At 40.5% G+C, this 17,998-nt stretch carries 11 protein-coding genes and 1 tRNA gene; 6 read left to right on the plus strand and 6 right to left on the minus strand.

All coding sequences use genetic code 11. The annotated features are described in order from the left end of the window. The first annotated feature begins 44 nt into the window (after positions 1-44). Positions 45-1,394, plus strand: a complete 1,350-nt coding sequence (locus ABFX33_RS23860; protein WP_208642641.1) for an acyl-CoA dehydrogenase family protein — start codon at positions 45-47, stop codon at positions 1,392-1,394. Positions 1,395-1,487: 93 nt separating this feature from the next. On the opposite strand, the gene ABFX33_RS23865 is transcribed toward ABFX33_RS23860, so the two are convergent. The 5 genes from ABFX33_RS23865 to rplS all read right to left on the minus strand — a co-directional run bounded on the left by ABFX33_RS23865 (position 1,488) and on the right by rplS (position 7,764). Further along, a complete protein-coding gene (locus tag ABFX33_RS23865) occupies positions 1,488-2,270 on the minus strand; it encodes an META domain-containing protein (RefSeq protein WP_346088698.1) in 783 nt (260 codons plus the stop codon). Between the two features lie 121 nt (positions 2,271-2,391). Continuing rightward, positions 2,392-4,215 (minus strand): membrane protein insertase YidC, encoded by a 1,824-nt coding sequence (yidC, locus tag ABFX33_RS23870; protein WP_120262267.1) that lies wholly within the window; start codon positions 4,213-4,215, stop codon positions 2,392-2,394. 39 nt (positions 4,216-4,254) lie between these two features. Continuing rightward, positions 4,255-5,865: a CTP synthase gene (pyrG, locus tag ABFX33_RS23875; RefSeq protein ID WP_259184228.1), complete on the minus strand. Its 1,611-nt coding sequence runs from the start codon at positions 5,863-5,865 to the stop codon at positions 4,255-4,257. Between the two features lie 124 nt (positions 5,866-5,989). Beyond that, positions 5,990-7,075, minus strand: a complete 1,086-nt coding sequence (locus ABFX33_RS23880) for a carbohydrate-binding family 9-like protein (protein ID WP_346088699.1) — start codon at positions 7,073-7,075, stop codon at positions 5,990-5,992. A 341-nt stretch (positions 7,076-7,416) separates the two neighbouring features. After that, the gene (rplS, locus tag ABFX33_RS23885) at positions 7,417-7,764 is read right to left on the minus strand and encodes a 50S ribosomal protein L19 (protein WP_077437627.1); all 348 of its coding nucleotides are present in this window, start codon (positions 7,762-7,764) and stop codon (positions 7,417-7,419) included. Between the two features lie 342 nt (positions 7,765-8,106). Here rplS and ABFX33_RS23890 point away from each other — a divergent pair. After that, a tRNA-Pro gene (locus ABFX33_RS23890) sits at positions 8,107-8,180 on the plus strand. Between the two features lie 259 nt (positions 8,181-8,439). Here ABFX33_RS23890 and ABFX33_RS23895 read toward each other — a convergent pair. Further along, positions 8,440-9,450 carry a GntR family transcriptional regulator gene (locus ABFX33_RS23895; RefSeq protein ID WP_346088700.1) on the minus strand — a complete coding sequence of 337 codons (1,011 nt, stop codon included), beginning with the start codon at positions 9,448-9,450 and terminating at the stop codon, positions 8,440-8,442. Positions 9,451-9,698: 248 nt separating this feature from the next. Between ABFX33_RS23895 and ABFX33_RS23900 the strand changes: the two genes are divergently transcribed. From ABFX33_RS23900 to ABFX33_RS23915, 4 genes are read left to right on the plus strand one after another with little or no spacing between them, the layout of a single operon-like run. After that, a complete protein-coding gene (locus ABFX33_RS23900) occupies positions 9,699-12,836 on the plus strand; it encodes a SusC/RagA family TonB-linked outer membrane protein (RefSeq protein ID WP_346088701.1) in 3,138 nt (1,045 codons plus the stop codon). A 17-nt stretch (positions 12,837-12,853) separates the two neighbouring features. After that, positions 12,854-14,419, plus strand: a complete 1,566-nt coding sequence (locus ABFX33_RS23905; RefSeq protein WP_346088702.1) for a RagB/SusD family nutrient uptake outer membrane protein — start codon at positions 12,854-12,856, stop codon at positions 14,417-14,419. 31 nt (positions 14,420-14,450) lie between these two features. Then, positions 14,451-15,335 (plus strand): DUF5017 domain-containing protein, encoded by an 885-nt coding sequence (locus tag ABFX33_RS23910; RefSeq protein WP_257087510.1) that lies wholly within the window; start codon positions 14,451-14,453, stop codon positions 15,333-15,335. Next, on the plus strand, positions 15,332-17,983 hold the full coding sequence (locus tag ABFX33_RS23915) for a prenyltransferase/squalene oxidase repeat-containing protein (protein WP_346088704.1): 2,652 nt from the start codon (positions 15,332-15,334) through the stop codon (positions 17,981-17,983). The genes ABFX33_RS23910 and ABFX33_RS23915 overlap by 4 nt, the downstream gene beginning before the upstream one ends. Positions 17,984-17,998 lie beyond the last annotated feature (15 nt).

Consider the following 17,998-nt stretch of genomic DNA (forward strand, 5'->3'; position numbering starts at 1 on the left):
TTTATTATTTTAAGAGGAAACCCTGTAAAAAAGAAATTGCGATTATGTTTGATAAAGTTAAGAATATAATGGATTTGGCAAAATCAATTGACTTTGGCAAATTAGAGGAAATCTCGAAAAAAGTAGACCTAGGTGCTGTTATGGATGCGGTCTCGAAAATGGATGATAAACAGCTTCATGGTTTAATGAAAATGCTAAATCCCGGGAAAGAAAAAAAGGAATTACCACCTATCAATGGGGATTTCTATGATATGGACAGCAAATTGAATGGGTCAGATCGCGAACTCCAGTTGAAGGTACGTGAGTTTATGGAAGTCGAAGTGAAGCCTATCGTCAATAAATATTGGTTAAGAGATGAATTCCCTTTTGAAATAGTACCCAAGTTAGCCGCTTTAAATATATGTGGATATACTTACGAGGGTTACGGATGTATGGGGGGAAGTTCGTTGATGGAAGGTATCATTGCTGCAGAGATTGCTCGGGTAGATGCATCCGTTGCTACTTTCTTTGGTGTACAGAGTGGTTTAGCCATGGGGTCGATTTATATCTGTGGGTCGGAAGAACAAAAACAGGAATGGTTGCCAAGGATGCAAAAGATGGAGGTGATCGGTGCTTTTGGTCTAACCGAACCGGAAGTTGGTTCGGGAGCAGCAGGCGGATTGACAACCACCTGTAAGAAGACTGCTGAAGGCTGGGTTTTAAATGGTCAGAAGAAATGGATCGGAAACTCCACCTTTTCTGATATTACAATAGTTTGGGCCAGGGATCTTGATGATGGAGAAGTAAAAGGTTTTATTGTGCGTAAAGATAATCCTGGGTTCTCGGTTGAAAAGATCAAAGATAAAATGGCCTTGCGGATTGTGCAAAATGGATTGATTACATTAGACAACTGTATCATCCCCGAAACAGATCGTTTGCAAAATGCGAATTCTTTCAAAGATACAGGTAAAGTCCTTCAAATGACGAGAGCGGGGGTTGCATGGATGGCTGTGGGCTGCGCACGAGGAGCCTATGAAAATGCCTTGGATTATACACGCAAAAGAAAACAGTTCGGCAAGCCTATTGCATCTTTTCAGTTGATTCAAAATCATTTGGTTGAAATGCTATCGAATCTAACGGCAATGCAAACGCTAGTCTTTCGATTATCTGAATTGCAAGATGCTGGACAACTAAGGGATGAACATGCTTCACTGGCAAAAGTGTTTTGTTCTTTACGGACAAGAGATATTGTGTCCAAGGCGAGGGAAGTCATGGGCGGAAATGGTATCTTGCTGGAGTATAATGTTGCCAGATTCCTCGCCGATGCCGAGGCGATTTATTCTTATGAAGGCACCAAGGAAATCAATTCTTTGATTGTTGGAAGAAGTATCACAGGATTTAGTGCTTTTGTCTAAAGCTTGTGCCGTAAATTAATTTAGTACGGACAATAATTGATATAAAAAGGATAGGGTTTTGGTGATCACCAAAACCCTATCCTTTTTTATGTTTTACTTGCGCTGAAATCTCATCATGGCAATATCGCCCATGATAAAGGTCAGTGTATTTTCATTGACATCATAGCTGTTCACTTTTTCTAATGTGGAAAAGAAGGTTGCTTCACCATTGCCTTCGCAAGCCATTTTCGTAGACATGATAGGACCGAAGCTAATTTGGTGATCGTTCGTCTTAAATGTAGCATTGTAATTGTTGCAACTGCTGTTACCATTTATCTTTCCATCCTGTATGTTAAATGTTATCGTTGGTTTGCGATTGGGATACAGGCCCTCAAAAGCGATACGTGGTCCAGAGATGTAATCAAGCTCCCAAGTTCCGCTTAAATTTTGCTTTTCCTCCATTAACTTAAATTTTGCCAAAGGAGCCATCTTTGCTTTATTTAAACTTAGAATACCATTACTTAGGCTATAGTTGTCCGCTGTGATTAATGCCTTAGATAAAGCTTGTTCAATCGACATGTCAGGGCAGGCCATCATCGTTGACATCCCTTGTGCAAACTTAATTTTTCCATTGGTTGAAAAGGTCAGTTCGCCACCTATTCCGTTGCAACCACCATTGGCGCTATAACTTTTTTCTTCCAGTTTGAGAAAAGGAACCCGACCGTTGACCTGTCCGGAAACAGCCTTTCCACCGATTTCAATTAATTGCCATTTTTTTCCAATAATGGTAGCGGATGCATTATCCGAATCCGGTTTGCCTGAATTCTTTTTTAATGCTGAACAGCTCGCCAAAGCAAGAACAGCCATCATCAATACCACAATGTTTCTAAATCTCATCTTTTAAATTTTTATATAAAACATCATTTCTAACGTTTGGTTTTACAAATTGCTACAAAAGGCTATTAACAAAAGAAGGCTTCCTCTTGGGAAGCCTTCTTTATCAGTTATATAAATAATACTATTTATTTTTGTTTTGTTGAGCTTGTTGTTGAGCACGCATCATTTCTTCCATTTTAGACTGGAAGCTTGATTTTTTCTCAACTTTTGGATTCTTTTTATTTTCTTCCAGTTTAGCTAAGATTTTATCATCATTTACCATTGTACGAATAACCAATTGCGTCAAGAATGTAAACAACGCACTTAGGAAATAGTAATAGTTCAGACCTGCAGGGAAACTGTTTAGGACAAAGAAGAAAATCAAAGGCATAATATAACCCATGTATTTCATTTGACCAGTTGCGCCCGAAGTCGCATTGTTGTACCAAGTGGTCAACAATGTTGTCAGGGTCATCAAGATACACATCAAAGAGATGTGGTTGAATGATCCAAAAATAGGTGCAAATGTAAACAAGGTATCATAGGTTGACATATCTTTCATAAACAAGAAGCTCTGTCCTCTCAATTCAAATAAATTTGGAAAGAAATAGAAGAAAGCAATTGTAAATGGCATTTGCAGCACAAGAGGTAGACAGCCTCCGAGTGGATTCACTCCGACCTGTTTATACAGCTTCATCTGCTCCTGTTGCATCAACATCTGATTGTCTTCACCGACTTTCGCTTTGATCTCATCCAACTGCGGTTTCAATACCCGCATTTTAGCCATAGATACATATGACTTGTAAGTCATTGGCGAAAGAACCAGTTTTAACAATAATGTAAGTAACAAGATGACAATACCATAGCTCATATGGAAACCATCCAAGAAGTTAAATGCAGGCACGGTAATCCATTGATTGATCCAGCGCATAGGCCCCCAGCCCATATTGATGATGGATTGGTAATCATTGCCTTCTGCTTTCAATACATTGTATTGGTTTGGCCCGAAAAAGAAATTCAACGAATAATTGTTGTCTTTATGGTTATCAAAAGCCAATTCAGCATTGGTGTTGTAAAATTTCACCACATCACCTTCCGTTGCATGCTTTACATCGATTTTCGCATTAACGAATCCATTTTTAGCATTTAGGATATTTGAAAAATAATGTTGTTTAAAAGCAATCCATTGCACTTTCTTTTCCAGTGCTTCATCATCGTCCTTCGATTCAGATAAATGGTCTACTTTATTATCTTCTTGGTAATATAGGGTAGATTTTTGTCTTTCAGATTCAATATTCTGCTCTTTTTGTCTCAGAACAGTATTCCAGTTCAATGTCAATGTTTTTTGACTCTGTGGGATCAGGTTTTGAATACCTTTTGTATTGACATCCAGGGCTACGTTGTAACCTTTTCCAGCAATAGAATATACATATTCAATATATTGATCAGCACTGTAGTTCAATTTGAATTTTACCGATTGTTTACCTTCACCCGAAACTTGGATATCAGAAGATTCTGTGTTAAAGAATAAATCGTTGGTGGAGATGTTTTGTCCCGCAGCATTGAACTGGAAACCAAACTTATTGTCCTCACCTTCGAAAAGCATCAAAGGTTTTCCATTGAAATTCTTTTCGCCTTTTAATTCGACCGATTTCACTTTACCACCTTTTGTGCTGATTTTGGCAATGATAGCATCATTTTCAAGGGTAATGATTTTTTCAGTTCCAAATTTTGACGCACCAAAAGGTTTTTTCAGTTCAGCTGAATCTGCAATCACTGCTGTTTGCGCTGTTTTTGCTTTCGCGATAGAGTCACTTGTTACAGGCAGTCCTTTTGCAGCCTGAGCTTTCGCCTCTTGTCGCGCTTGTTCTTGTTTGATTTCTGATTCTGAAGGCTTCATCAGGTAAAATGAACCAGTGATGATGGCAAACATCAGGACCAAACCAATTAGGGTATTTCTATCCATCTTTAATAATTAAACTTAATTAATTTTATCCTTCTAATACTACTTTGATTTCTTGTTGGCCAAAGCAGCGGCTACAAAGCTAACAAAAAGTGGGTGAGGATTTGCAACAGTTGACTTTAATTCTGGATGAAATTGTCCGGCAACGAAAAAAGGATGGTTTTTCAATTCGACAATTTCAACTAATCCAGTCTCCGGATTGAATCCCGAAGCGATCATTCCTGCTGCTTCATATTGTTTTAAATAGTCATTGTTAAATTCATAACGGTGACGGTGTCTTTCGGAAATTTTTGTTTTTCCATAAATTGCAAAGGCTTTAGTACCTTTTTTAATTTCACAATCGTAAGCCCCTAAACGCATGGTACCACCCATATTCGTGATATTTTTTTGTTCTTCCATCAGATTGATGACCGGATTGCTGGTGTTCGCATCCATTTCGAAACTATTGGCATCTTTCAATCCCAATACATTTCTTCCGAATTCAATGACGGAGCACTGCATACCCAAACAGATACCAAAGAAAGGAATATTGTTTTCGCGCACATATTTGATTGCATTTAATTTTCCATCCAGACCACGTTCGCCGAATCCAGGGGCAACCAACACACCATCCATGCCTTTTAGTTTTTCAGCAACATTCTCTTTTGTAACACTTTCAGCAGCAATATAGCTTACCTTCACTTTGCATTCGTTTGTTGCTCCAGCATGTATAAAACCTTCGATAATGGACTTATATGCGTCTGGAAGTTCAACATATTTTCCGACTAAAGCGATGCAAACCTCACTTGTTGGGTTTTTGAGCTTGCCGAGGAAGTTTTTCCAGTTTTCTAGATCCGGTTCGTTTTTGTTGGAAAGTTTTAGTTTCGTTAACGCCGTTTTATCCAGATTCTCTTTCAACATAAGTAAAGGAACATCATAGATTGTCGAGGCATCGATAGATTCAACAACAGCATTGATGTTAACGTTACAAAACTGTGCTAATTTTTTACGGATTTCCTGTGATAATTTGTGCTCTGTACGGCATACTAAGATATCCGGCTGTACACCATATTCCAGCAACGTTTTGACAGAGTGCTGTGTAGGTTTGGTTTTAAGTTCACCGGCTGCGGCCAAATAAGGAACTAAAGTTAAGTGGATAACCAATGAGTTATTTGCTCCCAGTTCCCAACGCAATTGCCTTACAGCCTCAACGAATGGAAGGGATTCGATATCGCCTACAGTTCCGCCAAGTTCGGTGATGATAATATCATATTCATTTGATTCACCCAAAAGCTGCATACGGCGTTTGATCTCATCGGTGATATGTGGAATTACCTGAACTGTTTTTCCTAAATATGCACCTTCACGCTCTTGTTGGATAACGTGTTGGTAGATACGACCAGTTGTTACATTATTCGCTTGTGAGGTAGGGACGTTCAAGAAACGCTCGTAGTGGCCCAGATCAAGGTCCGTTTCCGCTCCATCTTCAGTAACATAACATTCACCATGCTCATACGGATTCAATGTTCCTGGGTCAATGTTAATGTAAGGATCGAATTTTTGAATGGTCACTTTGTAGCCACGTGCCTGGAGAAGTTTAGCAAGGGAGGCTGCAATAATACCTTTCCCTAACGACGAAGTAACGCCGCCCGTAACAAAAATATATTTAGTCATAACAATTAAAGGATTTTCAATTTTATGTGGTCAAAACGACCAATAATAGTTGCTCTATGTACGGGATACAAAGATAGCAATTTTTTATTCAATATTATAATTGAAGATCGACTGAATGAATAAATTAAAAATAGATGTTGCCCTGATTATCGATTGTAGCCTTTAAATTGGGCTGCGATTTTGACTTAATCTCAATGCGATAGAACTTATTTGCATTGGAAAAGACAAGTTGATAATGCTTGCTAATAGTAATGATTTCAGGATATAATTTGCTCAATTCATCAAGAGATGTTGCATAGCGCTTATTCGTGTTCCCGTAAATCTGTTGCAGGTAAAAGATATTCCAAGCTGTTTTTTCTAAGGCCAAAAATTGATCATCCATGGAATGTTTACTATCCTGATCTACAAATTTGATATGTCCCCATCGTTCGGGATAATGCATGTTGATCAGACCGATGGGCGACCATACCCAGTTTTCTTCCGCAAGTGGCTTACCTGTATTATCCTTTCTTTTGATATAACCTTTTCCATTGACATCATAGTGCCATTGTACGCGGGAGAAATTTATCTTCCACACTTCATTTGCCTTGATTTGATTTCCTTCACCAAAGTATTTTAGACTTTTGACGGGAATCTTCATTTCGACGGTCCAAAAATTGTCTTTATCGGTTGGATTATTTATTGTTCCAGCATGGTATACAGCACTCTGGATATCCTTGGTATCCCAGTTTAAATTAGCTTTTCCACCAAAACGATAAGGTTTGGTCATCAGAAGGTCCATGATGGTATTCAGTGCATTGACTTCAATTTCAATATATTCCGGAGATTGGAGATTGGGTTTTAAAAATACTTCAAAATCATTGTCATGATAAATAATGGTGTCTTTCTGTCTGAGATAGCCATTGATATGAGGTTCTTCCAATTTAGCAAAGAGGTAGAGGTTTTCATTGTCCCAAAGCATTTTAACACGAGTGTCAAATGATGGGGTAGGTTTACTCGTACCTTCGATATCTTTGAATGCGTTTGTCCATGGTGCTTTTTCCCAGGATATTTCGTCATCTTTACCATCAATTTTGATGGGAGTTTGAGCTTTTTGGACATAGTAAGTCTCGGGCTTAGACTGTAGTTGGAGAAAATCACCTACATTTCGCTGCGCAAAAATGGTTGTCGTCTGTAAAGTAAGAGCAAGTATAAAAAAAACAGTTTTCATCAAAATATTGTATGTCTATTAGCCGCCAAGAGATTTCTATGAGTGCAATGGCAATCCTTGCACTGTTTATATAAAGTTTTAGACTCCCGCTGATCTTTACACAGGAGAGATTGGCAGCGCTAAAAGTAAGTAAAATGTTTTAGCTAGACAAAGAGGTGCGATTCTTTTTGAGAAATGAGGTTCAATTGTCTTAATTTTATTACACGGGTTCTGGTATTCCTATTCAAGTGAAGGGGGCGAGAACGTATTTGTGCTGGGGAAAGGAAGTGGCGGAAGGGATATAAAATAAAAAAAGGCTTTGAATTTCATCAAAGCCTTTTTTTATGCCGAGGTAGTCGTAATTAGATTCTTTTCGATTTAATACGAGCAGCTTTACCAGTAAGGCCACGTAAATAGAATAATTTAGCGCGACGAACTTTACCGTAGCTGTTTACTACAATTTTTTCAATGTTTGGTGAGTTTACAGGGAAAATACGTTCAACACCTACACCGTTAGAGATTTTACGAACGGTAAAAGTAGCGTTAGCACCTTCGCTGTTTAATTGGATTACTACACCTTGGTACACCTGCACACGCTCTTTATTTCCTTCGCGAATTTTATAATGAACGCTGATGGTATCTCCGGCTTTGAAAGCGGGAATTTCATTTCTTACTACCGCTTGTTCTTCTACAAATTTTACTAAATCCATGATTTCGAGTAATTATTAACGATTTATATCCTGTAAAAATCGGAATGCAATATTACGACTTATTTTTTGAATATGAAAATACTTTTTGAAAAAACTATCTACCGACAGTCAAATCGGATGCAAAGATATGAAAATGAAATGGATAATCTAAAGTTATTTTAAATATTCCTATATAGTACCAATTGACCGCGTTTTTGACCCTGATAATGGGGATTTAAAATGTAACTGATAAAAATATTGTACAATTAATCAGTGGTTTAGTGTGAAAAATGAGTTTAGGTCTTGATAAATTGAAAAATTGATTCGATATTTGTGCCACACAAAACAAAGGTGATACCTTTTCGGGGTGTAGCGTAGCCCGGTATCGCGCCACATTTGGGATGTGGAGGTCGTAGGTTCGAATCCTGCCACCCCGACTAAAAAGCTCTAACGAAAGTTAGGGCTTTTTTTGTTTCTAGGCGGGACGAGACCTACGACCTCTTAAGGAGCTGCGATATTCGATCCGGAGGAGGCTCAGGGTCGTGTTTGGGCATTGTGTGGCTGAGCCAATCCTGCCACCCCGACTAAAAAGCTCTAACGAAAGTTAGGGCTTTTTTTTGTTTCTAGGCGGGACGAGACCTACGACCTCTTAAGGAGCTGCGAGGTTCGATCCGGAGGAGGCTCAGCCTCACAATGTTAAAGAGATTTCCGAATGATAACTTGAGTAGGATTGCGTTGGTTTAAAGTTTTCTTTTGAAGTACAGCCTTAGCTGCTGCTTTTCCCATCGCCCGAAAATCAGTAGATATTACCGTAATTCCCCCCTCAAGGATCTCTTTGACGTCAGTATCATTATAGGAAATAAGGCCTATATCCTCGCCCAATGTAAATTCATGTTTTTTTGCCAATTTAATTATGGATACGTCATCCGAATCGTAGCGACTAAAGGTGATAAAGGCTGTATGCTTCTTAAACTTTGTCTCATCTACGTCTGGAATAATGTCATAATTGATGCTTGACTCTTCGCAGTATCGGACGAAACCATTGATGACATGTTCGGCATGTAAAGCTTCAGGATGTGCGATCAATATGATTCTTTGGTACTTTTGAATATTATTCTGCAATAAGGAAAGGCTGTTGTAAATATCGTATTCATAATCCTGATAGATAGCCGTATAATTTCCGGAGAGTCCCAATTGATTGTAGTCGATAATAATCCTTTTGTTCGGAGGTATGAGATTGATGATCGAAGATGGATCATCTTTCAGGAATGTAACAATAACAAAATGCGTATAGTTGTTGATGTTTTCGGTGATAATATTGCGAAAGACATTAAAGTTGTGATGATGAAAATAGACGTCGATCGCTGCGGTCCCCTTGGTCTCAACTAACAAAGATTGATAAATCTGTTCACGCATGGTATTCATTTTATCCAGAAGTAACAGGATGCGATAAGAATGCTCCACCTGTTTTTTCTTTACATAATAACCTTTACGATAGACAGACTCAATTATCCCTTTTTCGAGTAGATAATTAAGACCTTTCAAAACCGTCTCTTTGCTCATGCCGAGTTGGTCCTGCAATTGATTTAAAGAGGGAATACGGTCTCCAATATGTAGGTCGTTCTTTTCGATCAATGCATGAATGTGATCTACTAGTTGAAGATACTTCATGCGAGACCCCTTGCCTGTTTCGTTTGTAGTGGACATGTGATGAATAGTCATTTACGATAATAGAGTCAAACTTAGATAAACTTGTTTTTATATGCAAGTCTTGATATTATTCAGATAACGGAATAAGTTTGATGATTTTCTCCCCCCTTGAAGATATTCTCAAGAAGAAACTACATCTTTTTTTAATTTTTTTTTGCAGGGGCAAATATAATTTATACTTTTATAAAAGCAAACCAGTCTAGACCAGACTAGATTGCAACGAATAACTAATTATAAATACTATTATGACTCTATTTCATCTAAAGGCGGCTCTGCTTTTATTGGGGATTTTTTTTCTAACGTTGTCCTCCTTTGGACAACAGCCCACTTCTGTCAAAGGAAGAGTGATGGATGTCGAAGGGCTTCCTTTGGTCGGAGTTACAGTATCTAATCAGTATAAAACTGTAACAACTTCCACAGACTCATTGGGTAATTTTTCGATATCGCCCATCTCTCAAGGTGAATTATTACTTTTTTCAATGGTTGGCTATGTTACTGTAAAACATGCGGCCAAATTGGATCGTCCTCAGAATATCCAGCTTTCACGAAGCGAACAGATACTCGATGATGTTGTTGTCATCGGCTATGGGACAACAACCAAACGCGATTTGACTGGAGCTGTAGGTCAAGCTAATTTGACAGATATGCGTAAAGCCCCTGTTGCCAATTTCGAGGAAGCCCTAGCCGGTCGGGTGGCTGGGGTTAAGGTAAGTTCAAATGATGGACAGCCGGGGGCGGAACTCAATATCGTTATTCGGGGTAATAACTCGGTGACACAAGATAACTCTCCACTCTATGTCGTTGATGGATTTCCGGTTGAAACATCTGTTGGGAATACCATTAATCCCGAAGAGATTGAATCCTTGGAGGTGTTGAAGGATGCTTCTGCGACAGCGATTTATGGTGCTAGAGGAGCCAACGGGGTGATTCTTATTACTACCAAAAAAGGTAAAGTTGGAACCCCGGTCATTAACTACAACGGTTGGGTAGGACTCAATCAGATCCTAAAAACGCAAGAACTGCTAAATCCATACGAATTTGTGAAATATCAATTGGAACAGAATCCCACCCTGTATACAAATATATACCTAAAGGATGGTAAAACCCTTGAAGATTATCGCAATATGGAGGGAATCAATTGGCAGGACAAAGTTTTTAGAAAAGCTGTTACCCACAACCATTCTATAGCGATACGTGGGGGGGGCGATCGTACACGATATGCAATCTCTGGATCATTATTGGATCAGGATGGGATAATCCTAAACAGTGGATTTAATAAATATCAAGGAAGAGTAGTGTTGGATCAGACTATAAATAACAAATTGAAAGTAGGCTTGAATCTAAACTATACGGCCTTCAAACGATATGGTACCGTGGTGTCAGAATCTCAACCTAGCCCGACTGCGAGCCTGATGTATGGGCTCTGGGGGTTTCGACCGATCACTGGAAATGCGCTGACGGATGCTTCTTTGATAGACGATCTGTTTGATCCGGATATGGACCCAAGCTTAGGTACCGATTTACGGATCAATCCTTATCTCGCTGTGCAGAATGAGTATAATCCCCTGTTCAGTACAAATCTTGTTGCTAATGGTTATCTGGAATATAAATTGGGATCGGAGTTGACGTTTAGGGCTACTGGTGGCTATACGCGTATAAACCAACGACGGGAAGTATTCTTTAACTCAAAATCCAGAGCAGGACATCCCTTTTCAAACAATAAAGTAAATGGTTCTATTTGGAATAACGAAGTCACTAATCTATTAAATGAGAATACCCTGTCTTATGACAAGAAATTTAATGGGGGGCATCGGCTAAAGGCGGTCGTCGGGTTCACTGTGCAAGATGTCCGAAATTATACCAACGGATTTACGTCCATTTTGGTACCCAATGAATCATTAGGTATTAAAGGCCTGGACGAAGGACAGATTACGATGGCGCCAGTGACTGACGCATCCAATGGACTGATATCTTATTTGGGGCGGGTTGATTATAATTATCGATCAAAGTATTTGCTGACACTGTCTTTCAGAAGTGACGGCTCCTCTAAATTTCCGAAATCCAACAGATGGGCTTATTTCCCTTCGGGATCTTTTGCGTGGCGATTGAAAGAGGAAAACTTTTTGAAACCGATCAAGATTATCAGTGATGCAAAATTGCGCGTAGGCATAGGTTCTACCGGAAATAATCGTGTATCAGAGTATGCATCACTAACGGCCTTACAGATGAATCCCGCTTCAGGCTACAGTGTAGGTAACAGTGCCGGTCAGGGAATGGTGCCGACGAATCTTGGAAATCCAAACTTAAAATGGGAGACCACCGTTCAAACCAATGTTGGTCTCGACCTCTCCCTACTCAAGAATAGAGTGTTCCTTACAACAGATTATTATCACAAGGAGACACGTGACCTATTATTGAATGCAACGTTGGCTCCCAGTATGGGATTCCTGACAGGTTTCAAAAATATTGGACGGGTATCTAACAGCGGTATCGAATTTACATTGGAGACCAAAAACATACAGGCTCCAAATTTCTCATGGAGTTCAAGTTTTAATATTGCATTTAATAAAAACAAAGTTCTTGAACTCAATGAAGGAGAGCCGAGTTTGGCAACACGTGTCACTTGGGGAAATTTCAATAATGCATATCCTTATATCGCAATACCAGGACAGCCAATAGCCTTGTTTTATGGGTATCTTTTTGATGGTGTCTATCAGTACGCAGATTTTGACCTCGTCAACGGAAACTATCTACTGAAAGCGGGGCAACCCAATAATGGAGTCCCCAGAGCAAGCATTAAACCAGGTGATATTCGCTTTAAGGATATCAATGGCGATGGACAGGTTGACAATTATGACCTGACAATAATAGGCAATCCAAATCCAAAACATATCGGCGGATTTAACAATAACTTCAATTATAAAAACTTCGATCTGAATGTTTTTTTACAATGGAGCTATGGTGGGGATATCTTAAATGCCAATCGCATTGAGTTTGAAGGCGGAGATCCTGTCGCTCGCGGTTTTCTGAATATGTTTGCTTCTTTTGCTGATCGTTGGACCCCGGAAAACCAGACCAATGCGCTATATCGTGTCGGCGGTCAGGGGCCAGCAGTGTATTCTTCCAGAACGATTGAGGATGGATCCTATTTACGACTCAAGACCCTGTCTTTAGGATATACTTTCAATGCTGATCAGCTCCGAAGATTACGAATGAAATCCATACGACTTTATGTCGCTGCACAAAATCTAGTTACATGGACAAAATATTCAGGGCTCGATCCCGAAGTGAGCACCCGTCCTGGAGCATTGACACCTTCGTTTGATTGGTCCGCTTATCCGCGCCCTCGTACGATGACAGTCGGAATTGACCTTAATTTTTAAACTAACCTTTGATCAAGATGAAACGCATTTTTATTTTTTCTATATGTATCGCTTGTTTAACCAGTTCATGTTCCAAATTGCTGGATAAAGAACCTGACTTTGTGACCACTGAAAAATATTTTCGAAATGAAAGCGAATTGATGAATAGTCTCAATGGAGTCTATAACAGGCTGATTGACACCTATGGGCGGATGTATAGCCGTGGGCTTTTTAGCTATCTTGTCGTTAGTGATGAGGCCTATTTCAAGAATATATCAATCAACAATATTCGAGTGATGGTCATGGACGCAGCTGATTTGGACATTACTAGATTATGGGAAACCTTATACGAAGGGATAAATAGAGCAAATCTATTATTGGAAAATGTTGATCGTGTAGAGATGGATATCACCAAAAGAAACGCCATCAAGGGCGAAGCACTCTTTATGCGCGGATATTACTATTATATCCTAACCGATTTCTTTGGAAAAGTTCCTTTAAAACTATCTTCTACCCAGTCTCCCAACGACCCTTACCCAGCTCAGGCGACCCTGGCGGCTTTGTATACGCAAATTGTAAAAGATATGCAGGAAGCGGAAAACCTGGTTTACGAAAGTGGAGTAGTGGCTAATGAAAGAGTGTGCAAAACGGCTGTTCAGGCCGTACTAGCCCGTGTGTTTCTAAAAATGGCGGGACAGCCCCTCAATGATCACGCTCGCTATCAAAATGTTATCGAATATACGGATAAAGTGATTGCTTCAGGAAAGCATCAGCTCAATCCCAATTATAAGCAAATATTTATCAATCATTCACAAGATATCAATGAGCCGAAAGAATGCCTTTGGGAAGTTGGCATGTTTGGAAATAAGATCGGAAACATCGATCAGGCTGGTATGGTTGGTATTGAGAACGGTATCGAATGTCCCGATGAACGTATTGGGTATTCAGGCGGAGCAATGCGGATTACAGCCAAATTATACGATTTGTTTGGTCAGAAAGATACAATGCGGCGCGATTGGAGTATCAGCCCTTACCGATTTGTGACCACGGCGGGAGTTACGCAAAAACAATATTATAGTGCAGCTCAACTTTATGATCGAAACCCTGGAAAATGGAGACGGGAGTATGAGACTGGTACCAAAGTAAGAAGTGCCAATTCAACCAATTTTCCAATTATAAGGTATAGCGATGTATTACTAATGAAAGCTGAGGCAGAAAATGAGGTCAACGAATCCCCGACTGCAGCCGCCTATGAAGCAATCAATCAAGTGCGTAGGAGAGCTTTTGGTAAGGCGTTAAATGAGGTTAATGGAGATAGTGATGCGCCTAGCGGAATGGATAAAATAGCCTTTCTAGACTATATAAAAGACGAACGCCTGCGTGAATTTTGTTTCGAGGGTATCCGGAGACATGATCTAATTCGTTGGGGAATTTATATGCCCACTATGAATGCCTTGGGACGCGATATTTCAGTCAATGCACCTGCGGCACATCGATATGGTGGTAATGCTGGCCTGAACACGACGGAGAGAAATGTGCTGTTTCCCATACCAAATACAGAGATAACCATTAATAAACAGATTGTCCAAAATCCAGGTTGGTAAATCTGGTGGATCACAAAATAAATAGACACAGATGAAAATATCGATGATGTATCTCATGCTGGCCGTATTGTGTGCCAGTTGTATGAAAGAGGATATCGCTAGTGCCGATATGGAGGTCAGGACGAATGCCTCAAGTTACAAGGTAGGTGATACCGTTGTATTCCGATTTGAGGGAACCCCTGACAATATTGTATTCTATTCTGGAGAGAGCGGACACAACTATGACTTGAAAGATCGCCTTTATGCAGATAACGATTTACAGGTAGATTTCAAAACACTCGTACAATGGGGTGTTATCTATGACAATCTAAAATTATTGGTTTCCAATAATTTCAGCGGAATATACACGAAAGAAGAGGTTGATAAAGCCGCCTGGACAGATATTTCAGACAAAGCCGTTTTCTCCACCGGGCAAGATAATACGCCCTCTGGAACTGTAAGTTTAAAATCGTATCTCAGTCCAGTGGATACAGGATCAATATATCTGGCATTCCGATATACCGACTTTCAAAAGCCGCAACAGAACAGATGGGTCATTCGCAGTTTTAATGCAGTAAAAATATCGCCAGAAGGTGTGCAGACGAATGTTGCTACGATATCCAATGCAGGCTGGAATGCTGTAAGTTTTCTAAATGACAGTAAGGGATGGACAATTTCGACAACACAACTATTGATGTATGGCGGTGTTGCATCCGATACCGATAATGATGATTGGGTGATTAGCAAAGGTTTTAAAGTAAAGGAATCCATCGCGGACAAAGGAATAGCACTTAAAAATATTGGTTCAAATCTGCGGGAATACAGCTATGTGTACAAGACCTCAGGTGTCTATAAAGCTGTGTTTGAAACCTCCTCCGACTGGTATAGTGGTCGCAAAGCAGGGTACGCCGAAGTGACAATAACCATTACACCATGATCGATATGCAACGGTTAAATAGAGGATACAGTCATTGCGCAGGGGTATGGAAGACGATGATGATACTGCCATTTTTATGCTTGGCAAATGTTTTCGCACAAAGTGGGGCTGATGTCCACCTAGAAAATAGTGTGCTGCAATTGATCTGGCGTGGGGGTAAAAATGGCTATCAGCTTCAATCCCTCGCCTTGAAAGATGGAGCGGGAGGAAAAAAACAGCTTACGATGGCGACACAGCAGCGAACGATCCTTTACGCTAAACATAAGCCACTAGATAAATCTGCGACTGTTTATGATTATGATGGGAAGCTCATTCATTTTCCAGACTCTCAATATCGTTATGTAATTCCAATCTGGTCGCAAAGTTTATCACCTGTAAGCCTAAATACAGCTGGTGAAGTATTACACTATCAGCCTACTATAGTGGCTTCAGCTTCACCCTCGGGGTTGAGATTTCAATACGAAAACAAAAAAATTGCCCTGTCAGAAGAATGGAACCTTGATCCAGATCATACGCATGATATCCGTGTACAGATGACTTTAAAAGCGAAACAAAGCGGATATTATTCCCTGTCGTCGCCATCACTAGCGATTGGTGATCGCAAGCAGTTTCAGTGGGCGGTGATTCCGGGATTATTCCAAGGAGCAGCGCTCAATCCTGACTTTGTGGATGCCTATGCTTACGGACATGGTATCCCTGATCGTCCGGTCATTGTCCGTGAACGTACAGCCTCTACATTAGCGGCGCTGTTAACGACACAATCTGGAGTGACCTTAGCGACCGTAGCTGAACCCGGAACTGCAAGGGATCCCTGGTTGCATGATACAAAGACTCATGCGGACTGGAAACTTGGATTGTCATTGATGAATCGAAATAACGAGCTTACACCGACACTCTATCATCCAGTACTGGGTGAGGCTGGGTCCTACTTGAACGAAGGACAAGAGATCACATTTTCTTTTCGATATACAATTCAGCAAACTTCGTGGTACAATGTCCTAGGGCATGTGATAAAAGATGTTTATAAGTTTAGTAATTTTTTAAAATTGAAAGAGACGAATCGTTCCTTAACGGATCGCCTTTACGCGATGTATGATTATGTCTTAGCAGATAGCACTTCCAAATGGCGGACCGTAAATGACAGGAATACGGTGATTGGTGCTCAGGATTATCTGGGTGGCGTGTATGGATCTGCAAAAGATGCCATGAAAAACTCTGATTATGGTGCGATGTGGATGCTGGCTAGACTTACTGGAGATACCACACTCAAACAGCAACGACTCCCTGCAGCCTTAAACTTCAAGTTGCAGCAACAACAGCGAGAGCCCGGGTTCTTTTATGGATCAGCTGCCGGCCAGTATTACCTATATCGCAGTCAACAGTTTACCGAAGAATGGGGTCCGTATAGCGAACCCATTGGTACCAGCTATTACATGTTGATGGATATCGGCAATATATTGCTTTTTGAACCAGATCGATCTGATCTTAAACAAGCCTTGCGTAAAGCCGCAGATTGGCTGTTGTCAACAATGCATCCCGATGGACATTGGGAGGTTGCATATGATAATAAATCAGGCCGTCCCATGTTTGAGGACCTATCTGATCTCCGACCAACATTTTATGGACTCTTGGTTGCGCATCAGTTGCTAAAGGACGAAAAATATAGAGATGGAGCAATTAAGGCCGCAAACTGGTTTGTCGAACATGCAGCAAAAAAAGGATGGTTCCTGGGTGTCTGTGGTGATACGCGATTTGCACCTGATTTTGCAACAGCACAGTCTATACAAGCCCTCCTCGATATGTATACATTGACCAAGGATCCACGCTATCAAGCAGCAGCTTATCAGGTCACCAAATACTATACAACATCGATCTATACGCATCCGATCCCCTCTCGCGAGATCAAACGTGTGAATGGGACCGCTCGTCAAGATTGGGAAATCAGTCAAGCGGGGCTGGGATTTGAACATGGAGGTATTATGGGCTCTGCAAATCATCATGGCCCTATTCTGTTATCGAGTCATGCGGGGCTGTTTGTAAGACTGTATGCAAAGACGAAAGATAGTCTATTGCTGGATATGGCAAGAGCTGCAGCCTGGGGACGGGATGCTTTTGTGGATGCCAATACCGGAGTCGCTTCCTATTACTGGGATGCAATGAATAAAGGAGCTGGGCCATTTCCGCATCATGCCTGGTGGCAATTGGGATGGATTACCGATTATCTGCTCTCCGAAGCAACGGTTCGTTCCAATGGTAAAATCTCCTTTCCGAGTGGATTTATAACACCTAAAGTTGGGCCACACCGCAGTTACGGCTTTGATAAAGGGAGAATATTTGGCAGATCTGTCGATTTGAAAATGAAAAAGGGACTTATCAGCCTCGATAATGCACAGATAGATTATATCCTGGCAACGAACAGTGATGCTAAGGAACTCTATATTGTTTTGCTAAACAATAGTGTGGATCAGCAGGAGATTCGACTCAGGGTGGATAAAGGTCAATCCCGGCGTCTATTTGGATCAGAGCAGCGGGAGGCTTTTCTTATCAATGCCAATGGGGAGAATGAAATCGGAATGTCAGCATCTTCAGGGTGGAAAATCACCCTGCCAGCAACGGGACTAAAAGTAATGAAAATCAACTATCAATAACCATTTAAATCAACT

It is taken from the genome of Sphingobacterium ginsenosidimutans (genome assembly GCF_039536865.1).
In the GTDB taxonomy this organism is placed as follows: domain Bacteria; phylum Bacteroidota; class Bacteroidia; order Sphingobacteriales; family Sphingobacteriaceae; genus Sphingobacterium; species Sphingobacterium detergens.

What these genes read in the sequence shown, in the direction of transcription:
- ABFX33_RS23860 (WP_208642641.1), top strand. Translation starts at nt 45, where the DNA reads ATGTTTGATAAAGTTAAGAATATAATGGATTTGGCAAAATCAATTGAC.
- ABFX33_RS23865 (WP_346088698.1), bottom strand. Translation starts at nt 2,270, where the DNA reads ATGAGATTTAGAAACATTGTGGTATTGATGATGGCTGTTCTTGCTTTG.
- yidC (WP_120262267.1), bottom strand. Translation starts at nt 4,215, where the DNA reads ATGGATAGAAATACCCTAATTGGTTTGGTCCTGATGTTTGCCATCATC.
- pyrG (WP_259184228.1), bottom strand. Translation starts at nt 5,865, where the DNA reads ATGACTAAATATATTTTTGTTACGGGCGGCGTTACTTCGTCGTTAGGG.
- ABFX33_RS23880 (WP_346088699.1), bottom strand. Translation starts at nt 7,075, where the DNA reads ATGAAAACTGTTTTTTTTATACTTGCTCTTACTTTACAGACGACAACC.
- rplS (WP_077437627.1), bottom strand. Translation starts at nt 7,764, where the DNA reads ATGGATTTAGTAAAATTTGTAGAAGAACAAGCGGTAGTAAGAAATGAA.
- ABFX33_RS23895 (WP_346088700.1), bottom strand. Translation starts at nt 9,450, where the DNA reads ATGTCCACTACAAACGAAACAGGCAAGGGGTCTCGCATGAAGTATCTT.
- ABFX33_RS23900 (WP_346088701.1), top strand. Translation starts at nt 9,699, where the DNA reads ATGACTCTATTTCATCTAAAGGCGGCTCTGCTTTTATTGGGGATTTTT.
- ABFX33_RS23905 (WP_346088702.1), top strand. Translation starts at nt 12,854, where the DNA reads ATGAAACGCATTTTTATTTTTTCTATATGTATCGCTTGTTTAACCAGT.
- ABFX33_RS23910 (WP_257087510.1), top strand. Translation starts at nt 14,451, where the DNA reads ATGAAAATATCGATGATGTATCTCATGCTGGCCGTATTGTGTGCCAGT.
- ABFX33_RS23915 (WP_346088704.1), top strand. Translation starts at nt 15,332, where the DNA reads ATGATCGATATGCAACGGTTAAATAGAGGATACAGTCATTGCGCAGGG.